This is a genomic window from Dactylosporangium salmoneum (assembly GCF_039532525.1).
Classification (GTDB): domain Bacteria; phylum Actinomycetota; class Actinomycetes; order Mycobacteriales; family Micromonosporaceae; genus Dactylosporangium; species Dactylosporangium salmoneum.
The window spans coordinates 83,593-100,894 of the sequence record NZ_BAAARV010000003.1; the positions used below are offsets into that span (position 1 = coordinate 83,593).

12 protein-coding genes are annotated in these 17,302 nt (G+C 74.7%); 3 read left to right on the top strand and 9 right to left on the bottom strand.

The window, feature by feature from the left end:
* Window positions 1-41 precede the first annotated feature (41 nt).
* On the top strand, window positions 42-3,362 hold the full coding sequence (locus ABD352_RS00645) for a DUF4132 domain-containing protein (RefSeq protein WP_344610172.1): 3,321 nt from the start codon (window positions 42-44) through the stop codon (window positions 3,360-3,362).
* A gap of 247 nt (window positions 3,363-3,609) precedes the next feature.
* Here the strand turns inward: ABD352_RS00645 and ABD352_RS00650 are convergent, their stop codons facing one another.
* From ABD352_RS00650 to ABD352_RS00670, 5 genes are all read right to left on the bottom strand, one after another.
* Window positions 3,610-4,434 carry a hypothetical protein gene (locus ABD352_RS00650; protein ID WP_344610173.1) on the bottom strand — a complete coding sequence of 275 codons (825 nt, stop codon included), beginning with the start codon at window positions 4,432-4,434 and terminating at the stop codon, window positions 3,610-3,612.
* Window positions 4,427-4,951 (bottom strand): RNA polymerase sigma factor, encoded by a 525-nt coding sequence (locus tag ABD352_RS00655; RefSeq protein WP_344610174.1) that lies wholly within the window; start codon window positions 4,949-4,951, stop codon window positions 4,427-4,429. The genes ABD352_RS00650 and ABD352_RS00655 overlap by 8 nt, the downstream gene beginning before the upstream one ends.
* A 63-nt stretch (window positions 4,952-5,014) precedes the next feature.
* On the bottom strand, window positions 5,015-6,421 hold the full coding sequence (locus ABD352_RS00660; RefSeq protein WP_344610175.1) for a hypothetical protein: 1,407 nt from the start codon (window positions 6,419-6,421) through the stop codon (window positions 5,015-5,017).
* Between the two features lie 42 nt (window positions 6,422-6,463).
* Window positions 6,464-7,357 (bottom strand): DUF3500 domain-containing protein, encoded by an 894-nt coding sequence (locus ABD352_RS00665; protein ID WP_344610212.1) that lies wholly within the window; start codon window positions 7,355-7,357, stop codon window positions 6,464-6,466.
* A 151-nt stretch (window positions 7,358-7,508) separates the two neighbouring features.
* Window positions 7,509-8,378: a helix-turn-helix transcriptional regulator gene (locus ABD352_RS00670; protein WP_344610176.1), complete on the bottom strand. Its 870-nt coding sequence runs from the start codon at window positions 8,376-8,378 to the stop codon at window positions 7,509-7,511.
* A 151-nt stretch (window positions 8,379-8,529) separates the two neighbouring features.
* Here ABD352_RS00670 and ABD352_RS00675 point away from each other — a divergent pair, with 151 nt between their 5' ends.
* Window positions 8,530-9,558, top strand: a complete 1,029-nt coding sequence (locus ABD352_RS00675; protein ID WP_344610177.1) for a zinc-dependent alcohol dehydrogenase family protein — start codon at window positions 8,530-8,532, stop codon at window positions 9,556-9,558.
* Between the two features lie 17 nt (window positions 9,559-9,575).
* Window positions 9,576-9,983, top strand: coding sequence for a (R)-mandelonitrile lyase (locus ABD352_RS00680; protein ID WP_344610178.1), 408 nt, complete (start codon window positions 9,576-9,578; stop codon window positions 9,981-9,983).
* Window positions 9,984-9,992: 9 nt separating this feature from the next.
* Here the strand turns inward: ABD352_RS00680 and ABD352_RS00685 are convergent, their stop codons facing one another.
* The 4 genes from ABD352_RS00685 to ABD352_RS00705 all read right to left on the bottom strand — a co-directional run.
* Window positions 9,993-11,405 (bottom strand): peptide MFS transporter, encoded by a 1,413-nt coding sequence (locus ABD352_RS00685; protein WP_344610179.1) that lies wholly within the window; start codon window positions 11,403-11,405, stop codon window positions 9,993-9,995.
* A 19-nt stretch (window positions 11,406-11,424) separates the two neighbouring features.
* Entirely contained in the window at window positions 11,425-12,582 is a 1,158-nt protein-coding gene (locus ABD352_RS57475; RefSeq protein WP_425553425.1) for a ThuA domain-containing protein, read from the bottom strand.
* A complete protein-coding gene (locus ABD352_RS00700; protein WP_425553426.1) occupies window positions 12,572-15,418 on the bottom strand; it encodes a PQQ-dependent sugar dehydrogenase in 2,847 nt (948 codons plus the stop codon). The genes ABD352_RS57475 and ABD352_RS00700 overlap by 11 nt, the downstream gene beginning before the upstream one ends.
* A 178-nt stretch (window positions 15,419-15,596) precedes the next feature.
* On the bottom strand, window positions 15,597-17,302 hold a 1,706-nt coding region (locus ABD352_RS00705; RefSeq protein ID WP_344610180.1), incomplete at its 5' end, for a hypothetical protein.

The following is a 17,302-nucleotide window of genomic DNA, read 5'->3' on the forward strand; positions in this document are numbered from 1 at the left end:
CCCGCTATGGTGTCGGCGTCAAGTCGAGTGGGGGGATCGGGATGACGCGAGAAGACGTGCTGGAGATGCCGGCGGCCTGGCACAAGACGTTCGTGCCGCGGCGGGGCGGGACGCCCGGGCCGGCACTCAAGCCACAGCGCGACCGCGGCGCCGAGCTCCTGACCGCCGCGAAGCGGACCATCGAGGCGCGGCTCAACAACCCGGACAGCGACCCCGAGCTCGTCGCCGCGGCCGAGGCATACCTGGCCGACCCGGAGGGCGGGCCCGCGATGGGCGCCGGCGCGGTCGTAGCCCTGGTCAACCGGCACCTGGCCTGGCCGCACCAGGAGCAGGCCCCGTGGCTGGCCGATGCCCTGATCGTGGAGCGCGGCCCGGTCTTCGCGGCCGAGGCGATGGTCCACAGCACCGGCCTGGACTCCGGCGACCACTGGCACAACGCCCGGCAGATCCCCCCGCGGCTCATCCGCAACCCCGAGCACGGCACCGGGTGGTCATACTTCCCGCACTTCGCCGGGCAGGCCGGACAGGTGCGGGCCCACCTGGCCGTGGCGCCCGACGAGGTCTACGCCCAGGCGGTCGACGCCCTGTCGGCCCTGCGCGGGGCCGTGAAGTGGCGGGCGGCCGCGGCGTTCATGCTGCCGACGCAGGCGGCGTGGGTCGACGAGGCCTGCGCCGAGGCCGCCACCCGCGGCGACGCCTACGCCGCCGAGCTGATGTGGCGCTCGGCCGGCACCGCCGCGCAGCTCGCCCTCGTCCAGCCGCTGCTCAGGGCCGGGATCTACTGGGCCGGCCGCGAGGCCTCCGGCATCCCGACGGCGGTCGACGGGCTGGGCGCCGCCGTCCTGCCCGCGCTGCTGCACTCCCTCGACCACGACCACTCCGACGTGGAGGCCCGGCAGCGGCTGCTCGCCACGATCGCCGTGCTGCCGAGCGACGAGGCGTTCGCCGCGCTGGTCGAGCGGCTCGACCGCAGGCACGTGCCGCTGGCCACCCTCGACGCGGTGCGGCGCTTCCCGCGGCGGGCGCTGCGCGTGCTCGCCGCCGCGGACCCGGCGAACAAGCCCGCGGCCGACCTGCTGCGGATGCACGTCCACACCGCGCGGGACGTCGTTGACGAGGAGCTGCCGTCCCTGGCCCCGGACGCCCGGGCCCGCGTCGAGGCGGTCATCGCCGAGGGCGCCGGCGCGCCCGAGGCGCCCGCCTCCGCGCTGCCGGAGGTGCTCGTCTCGCCGCCGTGGACGACCCGCGGGCCCAAGGCCAAGCCGCTCGTGGTGGCCGGCCTCGCGTTCGACGGCGAGCCGGAGCTGCGGTGGCTCGACGGGGAGCGGGAGGCGTGGGCGGTCCCGCCCGTGCTGCGCGAGCCGTGGTGGCGGCTGGAGGTCGGCATCGAGGAGGCCGTCGCGCAGTTCCGGGCCGGCACCCTGGCCGGCCAGCACCAGGTGACCCTGATGCTCACCGCGCCGGACGACGTGGTCGCCGACCTGCTGCCCGGCTGGCGGCCGGCCCGGGTGTGGGACGCGGCCCGCTGGCTGCCGCCGCTCATCGCCCGGCACGGGCTCGCCGCCCTCGGCGCGGCCGTGCACGTCGCCGAGAAGGTGCCGGCGGCCAACACCGGGATGCTGCTGCCGCTGGCCAGCCCGGCCGTCGCGGCGCACTTCGCCACCACCGCCGTGCGGCTGAAGGCGCTGCGGGCCGGGACGCTGGCGTGGGTCGAGCGGCACCCCGGCTACGCGGCCCGCGCCCTCGCCCCGGCCGCGCTCGGCAAGCCCGGCCCCGCCCGGCGCGGCGCCGAGGACGTCCTGCGCCTGGCCGCGGCCCGGCACCGCGACGCGCTGCTCGAAGCGGCTGAGGACAGCCACGGCCCGCAGGCCCGGGAGGCGCTCACCGCGCTGCTCGGCGCCGACCCGCTGCGGCTGCTGCCCGCCAAGATCCCCGACCTGGCCGCCTGGGCCGAGCCGGCCCTCATGCCGCGCATCCTGCTCGCCGACGGGTCCGGCGCGCTAGGCCCCGACGCGACCCGGCACGTGTGCACGATGCTCGCCATCTCCAAACCCGACGAGGTCTACCCGGGCGTGGCGATCGTGCGCGAGGCCTGCGACCCGCGCTCGCTCGCCGAGTTCGCCTGGGCGATGTTCACCACGTGGCAGAGCGTCGGCGCCCCGCCCAAGGAGGCGTGGCCGCTGCACGCGCTGCGTTGGTTCGGCGACGACGACACCGTCCGGCGCCTCGCCCCGATCATCCGCGCCTGGCCCGGCGAGGGCGGCCACGCCAAGGCCGTCACGGGCCTGGACATCCTGGCCGAGATCGGCACCGACATCGCCCTGATGCACCTGCACGGCATCGCGCAGCGGGTCAAGTTCAAGGCCCTCAAGGAGCGCGCCGCCGAGAAGATCGACGAGGTCGCCGCCGGCCTGGGCCTCAGCGCCGAGCAGCTCGCCGACCGGCTCGTGCCCGACTTCGGCCTTGACGCCCGCGGCACGCTGACCCTCGACTACGGCCCGCGCCAGTTCGTCGTCGGGTTCGACGAGCAGCTGCGCCCCTACGTGACCGACCCCTCCGGCGCCCGGCGCAAGGACCTGCCGAAGCCGGGGGCGCGCGACGACCAGCGGCTGGCGCCGGAGGCGTACAAGGCGTTCGCCGCCCTGAAGAAGGACGTGCGCACGGTCGCGGCCGACCAGATCAGGCGCCTGGAGACGGCGATGCTGACCGAGCGCACCTGGCCGGCCGCCGACCTGCGCGCCTACCTCGTCGAGCACCCCCTGGTCGGCCACATCACCCGGCGCCTGGTGTGGTCGGCGGACGGGCTGACGTTCCGCGTCGCCGAGGACCTGACGCTCGCCGACGCCGAGGACGAGGCGGTCACACTGCCGCCGGACGCCACCGTCCGGCTCGTCCACCCGGTGCGGCTGACGGCCGGGGAGCTGGCCGCGTGGTCGGGCGTCTTCGCCGACTACGAGATCCTGCAGCCCTTCCCGCAGCTGGGCCGGGCCGTGCACGCCCTCACTCCGGACGAGCTCGGCGAGACCACCCTCGAGCGCTTCGGCGGCCACGACCACCCAACCACCACCCTGCTCGGCCTGGAGCGGCGCGGCTGGCACCGCGGCGAGCCGATGGACGCGGGCGTGCAGAACTGGCTGTGGAAGCCCACCCTCGACGGCGGCGCCATCGTGGCCGACCTGGACCCGGGCATCCCGATCGGCGCCCTGGACATCTCCCCGACCCAGCGCATCCGCGCCATCTGGCTCAACACCGCGCCGGGCGGCTCGTGGCGGCCGCGGCAGCTGACCCGCACGTTCGCCACCCTCGACCCGCTGGACGCCTCGGAGATGCTGCGCGACCTGACGGACGCGCTGGCACGGTAGTCCTTCGCGGCACAGACCCGCAGCACACACCCTCGGCGCGGCCGGGCCCGCAGCGCAGGCCCGGCCGGGCCACTCCCCCGGGCGCCTCTCCCACTACTCCTGGATTCCCACGAGGGCACCGACGCGGCGGGCCGCCAACCCCCGACATCTACTCGGGGTGCAAGCGGCCCGGTCCACTCCTGGACGCCATCCGGTCCAGGCCACGAGGGGCGGCGGCGATGGGGCCCACCACCGGCCCGCGGGCTCCCTACTTGCCGGCGGGCGGCCTGGGTGCGGTGCCGTCCTCGGACGCCCAGACGATGATGCTGTGGCCGGTGCCGTACGCGGCCTGGTACACCTTCCACGAGCCCGGGACCTGGTCGGCCGGGGCGGCCAGCGACTGCCAGCCGACCCGGTAGTCCAGCGTTCGACCCTGCGCGGCCACGATCCGGCGGACCTCGGCCACGGTCTTGCCCAGCAGCGCGTCGGTCTTGGCATCGCCGCCGCTCTGGGAGCCGGCCTCGGTCTCCTCGCCCGGCAGCGGGGTGCGGCCGAAGGTGATCCGGGCGTAGGAGCTGAAGCCGGCCGGCACCCGGACCCCGACGGCGCAGGAGCCGTTGGCGGTGCAGCGGCCGGGGTCCTCGATGTACGTCAGCCGGCCGCCGTCGCCGACCTCGGCGAAAACGACCTTGCCCACGTCTTCGGGCTGGGCCGGGGCGAGCTCGATCGTGATGTTCAGGCCGCGGCGGCGCAGCTCCGCCTGGTACCGCGCGGGGTCAGCGGCCGGGTCCTTGATCGTGATGACCAGGTAGCCGGCGTCCTCGGTGATCGACAGCGCGTTCGCGGCCGGCGGGGCACCGACCGGCGCCGAGGCCGGCAGGGCGGCGAACACGGCGAACGCGGCGGCGGCCAGCCCGGCGACCGCGGCGGCGGCGATCAGGCCGCGCCGGTGCCGGCCGGGCAGCCGCGCCGGTCGGCCGACGGGCGTGGCCATGATGGCGCGCAGCAGGTCCTCGTCCGGGGCCGTGCGCACGTGCACGGTCGGGGCGAGCAGCCGGATCAGGCCGTCCTGCTCCTCGTCGGCGTCAGGCATCGAAGCTCCTCAGGGGCGTGGTGGTCGAGACCTGCGCGAGCGCCTCCGCGAGGCGTTTGCGGGCTCGGTGCAGGCGGATGCGGGCCGCGTTGACGGAGCAGCCGAGCGCGACGGCGAGGTCGTCGGCGCCCAGGCCCTCCCAGGCGACCAGGCGCAGCAGCTCCCGGTCGGCCTCGGGCAGGGTGGCGAACGCGGCCCCGAGCCCCGCCGGGACGTCGGGCGGGACCACCGTCGCCCGCGACAGCTCCTGCCGCAGCCGCTCGGCAAGGTCGGCCCGGCGCCGCTCGGACCGCTGCCGGTTGGCCATCACGTTGCGGGCGACGCCGAACAACCAGGGGCGGGCCCGGTCGGGCGGGATCTCGTCGATGCGCCGCCACGCCACGAGGAACGTGTCGGCGACGACGTCGGCGGCGCTGTCGGGCCGGTCCACCCGGCGCAGCGCGTAGCCGAGCAGGTCCTGGTAACTGTCTCGGTACAGCGCTTCGAAGCGGGCGGCGCTGGAGGGTGCTCTGGCCAAGGGTCGGCTCCCGGGAGCTCGCGGTGGGCGGTCGTCACCGGGTACGTGTCCGCCTGCCCCTGATTATTTCAGCGTCGCGGCGTGCAGGGCGCGCATCGAGCGGATGGTCGAGCGGATCTCCTGGAGGACGGCGCTGACCGGGGCTTCGGGCCAGGCGAAGCCCACGGTGTCGATGCCGCAGCCGTGGGGCAGGCCGAGCAGGCGTACCGCGTCGGCGTGCTGGAACGGCACGTACAGGTCGGTCGTCACAATCAGCACCCGGGCGCCCCTCAGGTCGCCGCCGACGGACTCGGCCCAGGCGGCCAGCGTGTCGCCGGTGTGGGCCCGGGCACCCGGCCGCGACGGCTGCGCCGCCACCACGTCGACGCGCCCCAGTGCCTGGCGCAGCGCGAGCCGCAACGCGTCGGCCTCGGTGGCGTCGGGCGCGAGGCCGGCGCCGTGCTTGAGGCCAGCGTCCGGTACCGGGCCGACGTCGGGTACCGGGGCGACGTCGGGCGTCAGGCCGGCGTTGGACGCCAAGCCGGCGTTGGACGCCAAGCCGGCGTTGGACGCCAAGCCGGCGTTGGACGCCAAGCCGGCGTTGGACGCCAGGTTGACGTCGGCCGCCTCGGCCCCGAGGGGGCGGAAGCTGGCCAGCCCGGCCGTGCGGCCCACCCGGACGCCGCCGGCCAGCAGCCTCGCGAGGTGGCGGGCCCGGGCGAACCCGCTGCGCACCCGGCCGCCGAGCACGAGCGCGTGGTCGTACCGGGTGGCCGGCGGGCGGTTGCGGCCCGACAGGCCGAGCGCGGGCGCCGCCGCCCGGACGAGGTCCGCCACGTCGGGCGGGAACTCGCGTACGGCGGCGTCGGCCCGCTCGGCGCCGTGGCGGAAGTCCCACGCCGCGGCGGAGAAGTCGTCGGCCGCCTGCAGCGCCTCGGCCAGGCCGTCGACACCGAGGCCGGGCCTGCCGCCCGGCAACGCCCCACCAGAGCCGCCGTCGCGCGGCGGCACCCCGCCAGAGCCGCCGTCGCGCGGCGGCACCCCGCCAGAGCCGCCGTCGCGCGGCGGCAGCACCCCGCCGGAGCCCGAACCGTCGCGCGGCAGCACCCCGCCGGAGCCCGAACCGTCGCGCGGCAGCACCCCGCCAGAGCCGGAACCGTCGCGCGGCGGCAGCACCCCGCCAGAGCTGGAAGCGGAACCGCCGCGTGGCAGTGCCCCGCCGAAGTGGGCCATGAGGGTGGTGAGCTCCGGGGAGTACAGCCAATGGAGCATCGACTCCTGCAGCTCGCGCCGATCGGGACCGCCCGGCGGGCACGGCAGGAGGTGGATCACGGGCCTACTGTAGCCGCGGGTCGAGCCGGCGCAGATCCCCGGCGAGGGCGGCTTTCGCGGCGGGCCGGCGAGGATCTTCCGCGGGATGACCAGCAGGGTGACGTCCTTGGCGGCGGCCGCGGCCGCGCTCGCCCCGTCGGTGACGTCCAGGGCGAGCACGAAGCCACCTCGACCGGGTGCGCTTGCGCCGCACGGCTTAGGTCAATGCGGCCGTTCCGCTCGATGCGCCCGCAGCACGTCCCCGCCGAAGTCCGACTCGGGGCGGCGCAGCACGGTATGGGCGTGATTGCCGTCGTCGGCCGTGTTGTCGTACTCGATGAGCAGATCCGGGCCCTGCACCCGATAGTAATGCCGCCCGCCCCGCTCCTGCGGCCCCTGCCACACGAACGACAGCCGATCCCGGTCCACGGCGGGCGCGATGTCCTCGGGCAGCCGCTCCAGGTAGAGCGCCACGAGCTCGTCGAGCCGGTCCCGGGCCGCGTCCGGCAGCTCACCGGCCGGGACCCCGGGCGGCGGCACGATGAAGTCGGCGCGGGGTCCGCTGTGAATATCGATCGGGGCGGTCGCGCTCCACCCCTGCTTCACGGTTGACGGTACCGCCTGCAGCACCCCCCACCCGAGGTCCTCCTCCGGCGCGAGGGGCCGCAGCACGCTGCGCCCGCGGTACTCGGTGGCGAGCGGGTTCGCGCCGAGGAACACCGGCGTCGGGTACACGGTGTCGCCGTCGAGCATCATCGTCACCGACAGGTGATGCCCCTCGAACCGCCACCCCCACCGCCCGCCGGCCACCGGGTCCCCGAAGACGACGACCCAGTAGTCCGCGCTGTGCCGCCCCCGCCGGTAGCCCTCCGCCCGGTCGAGCACCTCCTCGAGCGCCACGATCGCCATCGCCTGCGCGAACGCGTGCGGCCGCAGCGCGGTGGCCAGCAGCCGGTGCGCCGCCTTGCGCGCCTCGACGCCGAGCTGCCACAGCACCACACCGGGCCGCCCGGGCCGTGGCCGGTACTCGATCCACCGCCGCATCGCCTCGTCGTCGAACGGCACCCGCACCGCCGGGGGCGCCACCCGCAACAGCCCGGCCGCTTCCACCCGCATCGCCTCAGCCGTCCTCACGCCTCCCTTTCTACCCGCCCGCCCCAGCGTGGGCACCGCAGCAGCGCGATCTGGACCGCCCGGCGCGACCACCGGCACCGCAGCAGCGCGATCAGGACCGCCCGGCCCGACCACCGGCACCGCAGCAGCGCGATCAGGACCGCCCGGCCGGGCCGGGTGCGCCGGTGGCCGCCCAGCTGGCCAGCAGCCGCAGGCCGTCCTGGGACGGGCTGCCGGGCTCCGCGTGGTACGCGGTCAAGGTCAGGCCCGGGTCGGCCGGCAGCGGCATGGCCTCGAAGCCGAGCCCGAGCAGCCCGACGACGGGATGGCGGAAGTGTTTGACGCCGGTGTGGTGCAGCCGCACGTTGTGCGTCGCCCACAGGGTCCGGAACGCGTCGCTGCGGGTGACGAGCTCCCCGACGAGATCGGTGAGGGCCTTGTCGTACGGGTCGCGGCCGGCCTCGGTGCGCAGCAGCGCGACGGTGGTGCTGGCGGCGTCGTCCCAGTCCGGGTAGTAGTCCTCGGCGGCCGGGTCGAGGAAGCAGAACCGGGCCAGGTTCACCGGCCGCTGCGGGCCGGCGAAGGCGGGCGAGTACAGCGCCTGCCCCAGCGGGTTGATCGCGAGGACGTCGAGGCGGCCGTTGCGCACGAAGGCGGGTGCGTCGGTCATCGCGTCGAGCAGCTGCTGAACCGCCGGCCGGACCTGCTGGCGGGCGGGGCGGCGGTGGGCGCGGGGGCGTGCGTTCGCGGCCCGGGCCAGGTCGTGCAGGTGGGAGCGTTCGGCGTCGTCGAGCCGCAGCGCGCGGGCGACGGCTTCCAGGACGGTGTCGGAGACGCCGGTGAGGTTGCCCCGCTCGAGGCGGACGTAGTAGTCCGGGCTGACCCCGGCCAGCAGCGCGACCTCGGCGCGGCGCAGCCCCGGCACGCGGCGGCTGCCGCCGTACTGGGGCAGCCCGGCCTGCTCGGGGGTGATCCTCGCGCGCCGGGAGGCCAGGAACTGGCGCACCTCGTCCCGGTTGTCCACGGCCTTCACGCTACGGCGCGCCGCCGGGGGCTGAGGGGTGCTGGCATTACCTGCTTCGGCAGGCCCTCCCATCGGGCTGGGCCGTCGCGTTGGATTCAACGCAGCACGTCCGGGAAGAGCACCGTCAACCGCATGCCCGAGGAGACACCAGATGCGAGCCACCGTCCTGTATGCCCCGGGTGACGTGCGGATCGAGGACCGCCCGGACCCGGCGATCACCGCACCCACCGACGCGATCGTCCGCATCGCCGCGACCTGCGTCTGCGGCTCGGATCTGTGGGCGTACCGGGGCGTCGAGGCGGTCGAGCGGCCCACGCCGATGGGCCACGAGTACGTCGGCACCGTCGAGGCCGTCGGCGCCGGCGTCACCACGATCCGGCCCGGCCAGTTCGTCGTCGGCTCGTTCTTCGCCTCCGACAACACCTGCGACATCTGCCGCGCCGGCTACCAGTCCAGCTGCGTGCACCGCGAGTACGTCGGCGCCGGCGGCGCCCAGGCCGAGCTCCTGCGCGTCCCGCTCGCCGACGGCACCCTCGTGGCCACGCCCGAACCGCCGCCCGCCGACCTCGTCCCGAGCCTGCTCGCGGCCTCCGACGTGCTCGGCACCGGCTGGTTCGGCGCCGTCGCCGCCGACGTCAAGCCGGGCAGGAGCGTCGCCGTCGTCGGCGCCGGCGCGGGCGGCGCGCTCGCGGTCCTCGCCGCGAGGCACCTCGGCGCCGAGCGGATCATCGCGATGAGCCGCCACCCCGACCGGCAGAAGCTCGCCCTGGACTACGGCGCCACCGACATCGTCACCGAGCGCGGCGACGACGGCGTCGCCCGCGTCAAGGACATGACCGGCGGCCTCGGCGCCCACTGCGTCATCGAGGCCGTCGGCACCCAGGAGTCCATGCTGCAGGCGATCCGCTCCACCCGCCCCGGCGGGCACGTCGGCTACGTCGGCGTCGCCCACGGCGTGGCCCTGCCCGGCGAGGAACTGTTCTACTCCCACGTCCACCTGCACGGCGGGCCGGCGCCGGTGCGCCGGTTCCTGCCCGGTCTCATCGACCTCATCACCACCCGCATCATCGACCCCGGCAAGGTCTTCGACCTCACGCTGCCGCTCGACCGGGTCGCCGACGGGTACGCGGCGATGGACGAGCGCCGCGCGATCAAGACCCTGCTGAGCCCGTCCGCCTGAAGGAGGAGCGTCCTTCCATGGAACTGCAGCCCGTCCGGCCCACCGCGAAGACCCCGGCCCAGAACTTCACCGGCGACGTGTACCTGACCCCGGTCTACAGCGGGACCGGGCCGTCGCGGATGACCGTCGCGCTCGTGCGCTTCACGCCCGGGGCCCGCACCAACTGGCACTTCCACGCCGTCGGCCAGACCCTCCACGTCACCGAGGGCGTCGGGCTGGTCGGCACCCGCGACGGCACCGTCCTGCGCATCCGCGCCGGCGACACCGTCATCTGCCCGCCCGGCGAGGAGCACTGGCACGGCGCCGCCGCCGACACGTTCATGAGCCACCTTGCCATGCTCGAGGCCAAGCCCGACGGCGGCGACCCCACCACCTGGCTCGAGCCCGTCCCCGACGAGCAGTACCGGGACGCGAACCGGCGGTAGCGGCAGCGATCACCGGACGCCGTGCATCAGGCGGCGGATGGCCGGGGTCAGGGCGGCGACGACGGCGCCGAGGGCGATGGCGGCGCCGCCCAGGATCGAGAAGTACGGCACCTCGTGGTCGGGGTCGTACCGCGTGGCCAGCGCCCCCGCCGCGGCCGTGCCCAGGGCGACGGACAGGAAGAACAGCGCCACCATCTGGGTGTGGAACGCGGCCGGGGCCAGCTTCGTGGACAGCGACAGCCCGACCGGGGACAGCAGGAGCTCGGCGACGGTCAGGACGAAGATCACGCCGATCAGGCCCGCCAGCGGAGCGCCGCCCCGGCCCGTGCCCGACATCGGCAGGAACAGCAGGAAGGCCACGCCCATGATGACCGTGGCGGCGGCGAACTTCACCGGGGTCGACGGCTGGCGCTCGCCCAGGCGGGTCCACAGGGCGGCGAAGGCGCCGGACAGCACGATGATGAAGATCGGGTTGATGGACTGCACCCACGACACCGGCATCTGCCAGCCGAACAGCGAGCGGTTCAGGCGCTGGTCGGCGTAGACGGTCAGGACCGTGAACTGCTGCTGGTACAGCGACCAGAAGCCGGCGCTGGCCACCCACAACGGGATGAAGGCCAGCACGCGGTCGCGCTCGACCCGGCCGACGGCCGGGCTGGACAGGATCACGACGAAGTAGGCCAGGGCCGCGGCGGCGCTGAGCACGACCACGACGACGGCCAGATGACCCCGGCCGAGCACGCCGATGACGGCCATCGACACCAGGGCCAGCGCCGCCACGAGGGCCACGCGGCGGCGGGGCAGGGGATGCGGGACGACGTTGGCCTGTGCCGGGAGCCGGTGCCTGCCCATGGTGTACTGCACCAGCCCGACCGCCATCCCCAGCGCCGCGAGGGCGAAGCCGTAGTGGAACCCCAGCGACGTCTGCAGCAGCCCGGTGAGCAGCGGGCCGGCCAGCGCGCCCAGGTTGACGCCGAGGTAGAACAGCGAGAAGCCCGCGTCGCGGCGCGGGTCGTGCTCGTCGTAGAGCGCGCCGACGATGGCGGTGGCGTTGGCCTTCACGCCGCCGCTGCCCAGCGCCACGCAGACCAGGCCGAGCCCGACGCCGGGCAGACCGGGCACGACGGCCAGCAGGATGTGGCCGGCCATGACGAGCACGGCGCTGCCGAACAGCACCCGCTCCCCGCCGATCGCCCGGTCGGCGAGCCAGGCGCCGGCGATGGTGGACAGGTAGACGAAGCCGCCGTACGCCCCCACGATGCTCGTCGCGGTGGCCTCGTCGATGCCGAGGCCACCGCGGGAGCTCTGGTAGTACAGGTAGATCAGCAGGATGCCCTGCATGCCGTAGAACGAGAACCGCTCCCACAGCTCGACCCCGAACAGGTTGGCCAGGACCCGCGGCTGCCCGAAGAAGGTCGGCACGGACGGGCGCTACCCCCGATCAGGTCCCGTACACCTGGAAGGTGAACAGCGAGTAGCCCCACTGGGTGGCGCGGGTGGTGCCGTAGATGCGCACGTACCGCCCGGAGCCGCTCAGCCCGGTGTTGTCGTCCTCGCCGCCGTTGCCGCCCGTCACCGAGCGCAGCGTCGTCCAGGTGGTGCCGTCGCCCGAGATCTGGATCTGGTACGCCGACCCGTACGCGGCCTCCCAGACCAGCCGGACCCGGTTGACCGTGTGCGTGGCGCCCAGGTCGACCCGGATCCACTGCGGGTCCGAGAACGCGCTGGACCACCGGGTGGTGGTGGAGGCGTCCACGGCGTTGGCGGCGGGATACGAGGCGTTCTCCACGCTGGAGGCCGTCGCCGGGTGGTTCAGGGCCAGGTCGGTCTGCGGCGGCGGCTGGTTGCCGACCGAGCAGTCGCCGGTGCCCTGGGCGGCGTAGCGGATGCCGCCGAGCAGCAGGTTGCGCAAGCCCGCCTCGGAGTAGCTGGCCTGCGTGTGGCCCATGCCGGTGTAGAAGGAGCGCCCGCCGTCGTAGGCCCGGCACCACGTGTTGGGGTGGTCGGCGCCCATCGAGCCGCCGCTGTACGTCGACTCGTCCAATGTGGTCAGCACGTGCACCTGCGAGCGCGGGTTGGTGCGGTAGTTGTACCACTCGTCGGTGCGGCTCCACGCGGCCGGCAGGCCCGCCGTGGCCGGGTGGTTCGGGTCGGCCACGCGGACCGTGGCGGTCTGGATCGCCGGGTGGCTCAGGAAGTACGCCCCGACGAGCCCGCCGTACCAGGCCCAGTCGTACTCGGTGTCGGCGGCGGCGTGCACGCCGACGTAGCCGCCGCCGGCCCGGATGTAGTTCTCGAACGCCGCCTGCTGGGTGGCGTCGAGCACGTCGCCGGTGGTCGACATCCACACGACGGCCTTGAAGCGGGCCAGGTTGGCCGCGTTGAACTGGGTGGCGTCCTCGGTCGCCTCGACGGCGAAGTTGTTGGCCGCGCCGAGGTCGCGCACCGCCTGGATGCCGGTGGGGATGGAGTCGTGGCGGAAGCCGGCGGTCTTGCTGAACACCAGGACGGTGAAGGCCGGGGCGGCCTGGGCGGGCACCGCGGTGAGGCCGAGGCCGGCGGTCACCACCGCCAAGCCGAGGGCGAGTTTACGAAACACCGTAGACCTCCAAGCTGTAGAGCGAGTAGCCCCACGCGGTCGCCCGCGCGGTGCCGTAGATGCGGACGTAGCGGGCCGTGGCGGACAGCCCCGTGTTGTCGTCCTCGCCGCCGTTGCCTCCCGTGACCGACCGGATGGTGGTCCAGGTGGTGCCGTCGTTCGAGGTCTGGATCTGGTACGCCGAGCCGTACGCCGCCTCCCACAGCAGCCGGACCCGGTTGAACGCCTTCGGGGCGCCCAGGTCCACCTGGATCCACTGCGGATCGGAGAACGCGCTGGACCACCGCGTCGTGGCGGACCCGTCGACGGCGTTGGACGCGGGGTAGGCCGCCGACTCGGTGCTCGACGCCGTGGCCGGCCTGTTCAGGGCCAGGTTCGTGGTCGTGGGACTCGACCCGGCGGCGAGCGTGAAGCTGTCGAGGTCGAACAGCGCCGCCGTCGTGCTGCCGGAGAACGTGAGGTACAGCTGCGTGGGTGTGCCCGGCGCGCCGCTGATGGTGCCGGTCACCGTCGTGAACGTCTCCCACGAGCCGGTCGCCGGGACGGTCGCCGAGCCGATGACGGTGCCGGTCGCGGAGCCCGTGCGCAGCTGCAGCGTGCCGCCCGCGCCGCCGGAGGAGACCCGGGCGGTGAACGAGGTGGCGTTGTCGAGCTTGTACGGGTCGAACTCGATCCAGTCGCCGTTGTTGATGTCGCCGACGGTCATGCCGCCCTCTGCCTGGGTCTTGCTGTACTTGTTCACCCCGGACGAGGTCTTGTAGTGCTCGGCCTGCCGGTGCTTGGGGCCCAGGATGTTCTGCGCGTGGGTGGTCAGGCCGCCCTTGTCGGTGTACTGCGCGTCGAAGATCGGGAAGATGTTCGCCGCGTCGTCGTGCTCGCCGTCGACCGGGATGGTGATGGTGCCCGAGCACCCGGTCTGCGACGTGATCTGGTGCGCGTGCTGGTCGTGACCCAGCAGGTAGTTCATCGTCACCTTCGAGCAGTCGATCGCCCCGTCCTCGGGGTCGGTGACCGTGACGCTCCACGGCACCGAGTCGCCGAACGCGGCCAGCTGGCCCGGCGCCGGGGCGTTGACGACGACCGTCGGGGCCGTGTTGCCGACGCTGATCGGCACGCTCGCGGTGCCGGTCGCGCCCTGCGGGTCCTTCACGGTCAGGGTGGCGACGTAGTTGCCGTTGGTCGTGTACGTGTGCGACGGGTTCGCCGCCGTGGACGTACCGCCGTCGCCGAACGCCCACGAGTACGTCAGGGCGCCGCCCTCGGGGTCGGACGAGCCGGCCGAGGAGAACGTCACGGCGAGTGGGGCGACGCCGGACGTCCTGCTGGCCGAGGCGGCCGCGGTCGGCGCACGGTTGCCGCCCGAGCCGACGTAGTCGTAGCGGTACAGCGCCGAGTTGGCGTCGCCGTTGAAGTACCCGGTGCCGTAGTCCAGGACGTACAGCGACCCGTCCGGGCCGAACTGCATGTCCATGACCTGCTTGCCGTTCCACGGGAAGGTGTCGATCGCCCCCGGCGAGCCGTCGGCGTTGACGACGATCGGCTTGATCCAGCCGCGGCCGAACTCGCCCGCGAAGAACTGCCCGTCCAGCGACGCCGGGAACTTCGTCGTCGACGGGTTGCTCGCGTTGTACCGGTAGACCGGGCCGCCCATCGGCGACTCGGAGCCGCCACCGAACGCGGCCGGGCTGCCGGCGTCGCCGCCGTAGCGAATCCAGGCCGCCTTGGCCGGGGGCAGGGTCGTGAGGCCGGTGTTGCGGAATGAGTTGTTCGTCGGGCCGCCGGCGCAGTTGTACTTCGGACCCGTGGCGTTGGCCGCGAAGTCCCACTCGTTGTAGGTCTCCGTCGTGGTGTTCGTGCCGGTGCAGTACGGCCAGCCGTAGTTGCCCGGGCCGGTCACCCGGTCGAACTCGACCTGGCCGGACGGGCCGCGGTTCGGGTCGGTGGTCCCCGCGTCCGGGCCGTAGTCGCCGACGTAGACGATGCCGGTCGCCTTGTCCACGCTGAGCCGGAACGGGTTGCGGAAGCCCATGGCGTAGATCTCGGGCCGGGTGTTGGCGGTGCCCGGCGCGAACAGGTTGCCCGAGGGGATCGAGTACGAGCCGTTGGCGTTGACCTTGATCCGCAGGATCTTGCCGCGCAGGTCGTTCGTGTTGCCGGCCGAGCGCTGCGCGTCGTAGGCGGGGTTGCGGTTGGTGCGCTCGTCCAGCGGCGCGTACCCGGACGACTCGAACGGGTTGGAGTCGTCGCCGGTCGACAGGTACAGGTTGCCGGCCGCGTCGAAGTCCATGTCGCCGCCGACGTGACAGCACATGCCGCGGCTGGTCGGCACCTCCAGGACCGTCACCGCGCTGGCCGTGTTGAGCGTGTAGTCGGCGTTGAGCGTGAACCGGGACAGGCGGTTGACCCCGGTCCAGGTGGCCCAGTCGGCGGGCGTGCCGTTGGCCGGCGCGTCGCCCGCGGGGGTGTTCAGCGGCGGCGCGTAGTACAGGTAGATGTAGCGGTTCGTCGCGAAGCTCGGGTCCGCCGCGACCCCCTGCAGCCCCTCCTCGTCGTGGGTGTACACGGGGATGTTGGCGATCACCGACGTGTTGCCGGCCGCGTCGGTGCGCCGGAGGGTGCCGTCCCGGGCGGTGTGCAGCACCGAACGGTCCGGCAGCACCGTCATGGCCATCGGCTCGCCCGTCTCGGCGACCCCCTTGGCCAGGGTGACCTGCTGATAGTCCGCGGCGTTGATGGCCGCCGCGGCCGGTGCGGCGGGTCCGGCCAGCACGCCGAGACCCGGTGCGAGCAGGGTCAGGGCGGCCGCCGCCGGCCGCCATCGTCGATGTCGGTTCACTTGCTTTCCCTTCCTGACTGACGCCAGGCAGGGCGCGCGCCGCCGCGCCGCAGCCAGAGATGGATCTTCTAGAGAGCGCTCTCAGGGCTGCGGCAACACTATGGGTTCTGCATCGATGTGTCCAGATGTATCGCTGGAACTGGCAGAACTTTCGTCGGCTCGGCGGAAAGTCGCGGGGCTAGGGGCAGCCGGGAAAGCCCGGGTCGCGGGCCTCGTGCCGCCACTCGATGCGCGCGAAGTCCTCCGCGCTCATGACGCCGCGGCTGTACTCCCTGAGCTCGTCCAGCACCGTCTGCTCCGCGGCCACGACCCGCAGCCGCGCCCCCGGCACGCCGCGGACCTGCTCGACCTCGGCCCGCAGCTGCCGCTCGATGCCGCCGAGGGTGCGCCGGGCCCGCTCCGCCCACCGGCCGGCGGCGGCCGAGGAGTCCTGGTCGTCGGCGTAGACGAGGCGGCCGTCGGAGCCGACCCGCACGCCCCACAGCGGCCAGGCGTAGCCCTCCCCCTTGGCCTCGAGCAGCACCAGCCCGCCGTCCTCGACGCTCAGCCCGTCGAAGTCGTGCCGGCCGAGGCGGTACTGCCGCCCGTGCCGCACCCCGGTGACCTGCTCCTGGTACAGCGCGGCCGGCCGGGCCACCGGCCGCCCCGACGGGTGCCAGTCCCCCGGCCCGTCCGCGGCCCCGGCCGGCTCCTCGCACGGCGGCGGCGCCACCGCGGGCGGCTCCGGCTCGGGCAGGGCCGTGGCCAGGCGGTCCACGATCCGCTGCACGTCGGCGGGCAGCAGCGCCCGGGCGCTGGCGCTGGCCTTGGCCTCCACGAGGTACGAATCCTGGGTGGTCTTCACCGTGTAGGTGGCGGTGCACTGCGCGGTCGCCGTCCCGCCCGCCGGCATGGTGACGACCGGCGTGCACGTCTTGATCGGCCGGTTCTCGACGGTCATGGCGATCGTGACCTGGGCATGCACCGGCGCGGACGGGCGCAGGTAGGCGGAGCGGGCCGTGAGCCGGCCCGAGACGGTGACCTCGGCCTGGCACGACGACGGCGCGCACGGGCCGACCTTGATCTGGCCCTCGATCGCGGGGCTGACCTGCGCGTCGATCGCCCCGCCGAGCTCCCCGGCCCGGGCCCGCAGCGCATCCCGGAAGCCGGCCAGCCCGCCGCCGGCCAGCGGCGCCACGTCGAGCGCCGTCGCGGCGCCGGACGGGGCCCGCGCTGGCACGTACGCGGGACCGGACGGGGCCGGGCCGGAGCCGGCCGTCTCGACCCGCACGATGCGCGGCGGGCCGCCGGTGGCGATCCAGACGGTGGTGGCGCCGGTGCGGACCGCCCTGGCCTCGGCGCCGCCGACGGTGGCCGGGTCGCCGAGGTGCGGCAGGTCCCCCGGGGCCGGCAGGCCCTCGTCCTCCGCGGCGGGCGGCAGCAGGTCGGCGGCGAGGACCGGCGGGATCAGCGCGCGGGCGTCGAACCCGAGCGCGTCGAAGTCCACCCTGACCCAGGCGGTCCCGTAGGCCGCGGCCGCGCCCGCCGGGCCGGCCGTGTCCCAGAAGGCGTCGTCGCCGCGCGCATACGTGCCGTCGTCGCCGAGGTCGAGCAGGTCGCCGTGGCCGCGGTCCTCGAAGTCCACAGTGGACAGCGCGGTGCCGTCGCGGCCGATGCGGGCGTCCAGGCGCACGGCCCGCCCGTCGCGGCCGGGCACCGTGCCGGTGTAGTGCTGGGCGGGGGCGTCGGCCAGCTCGCCGGCCGCCGCGACCAGCAGCTCGTAGGCCGCGCGGCGGTCCGGGTCGTCGCCCGAACCGTGCGGCGCCTGTGGCCGGTGCGCCGGGGCGGCGCCGCCGAGCACGTACGCGCCGATGGCCGCGGCGCAGGCGGCGGCCAGCGCGGCGG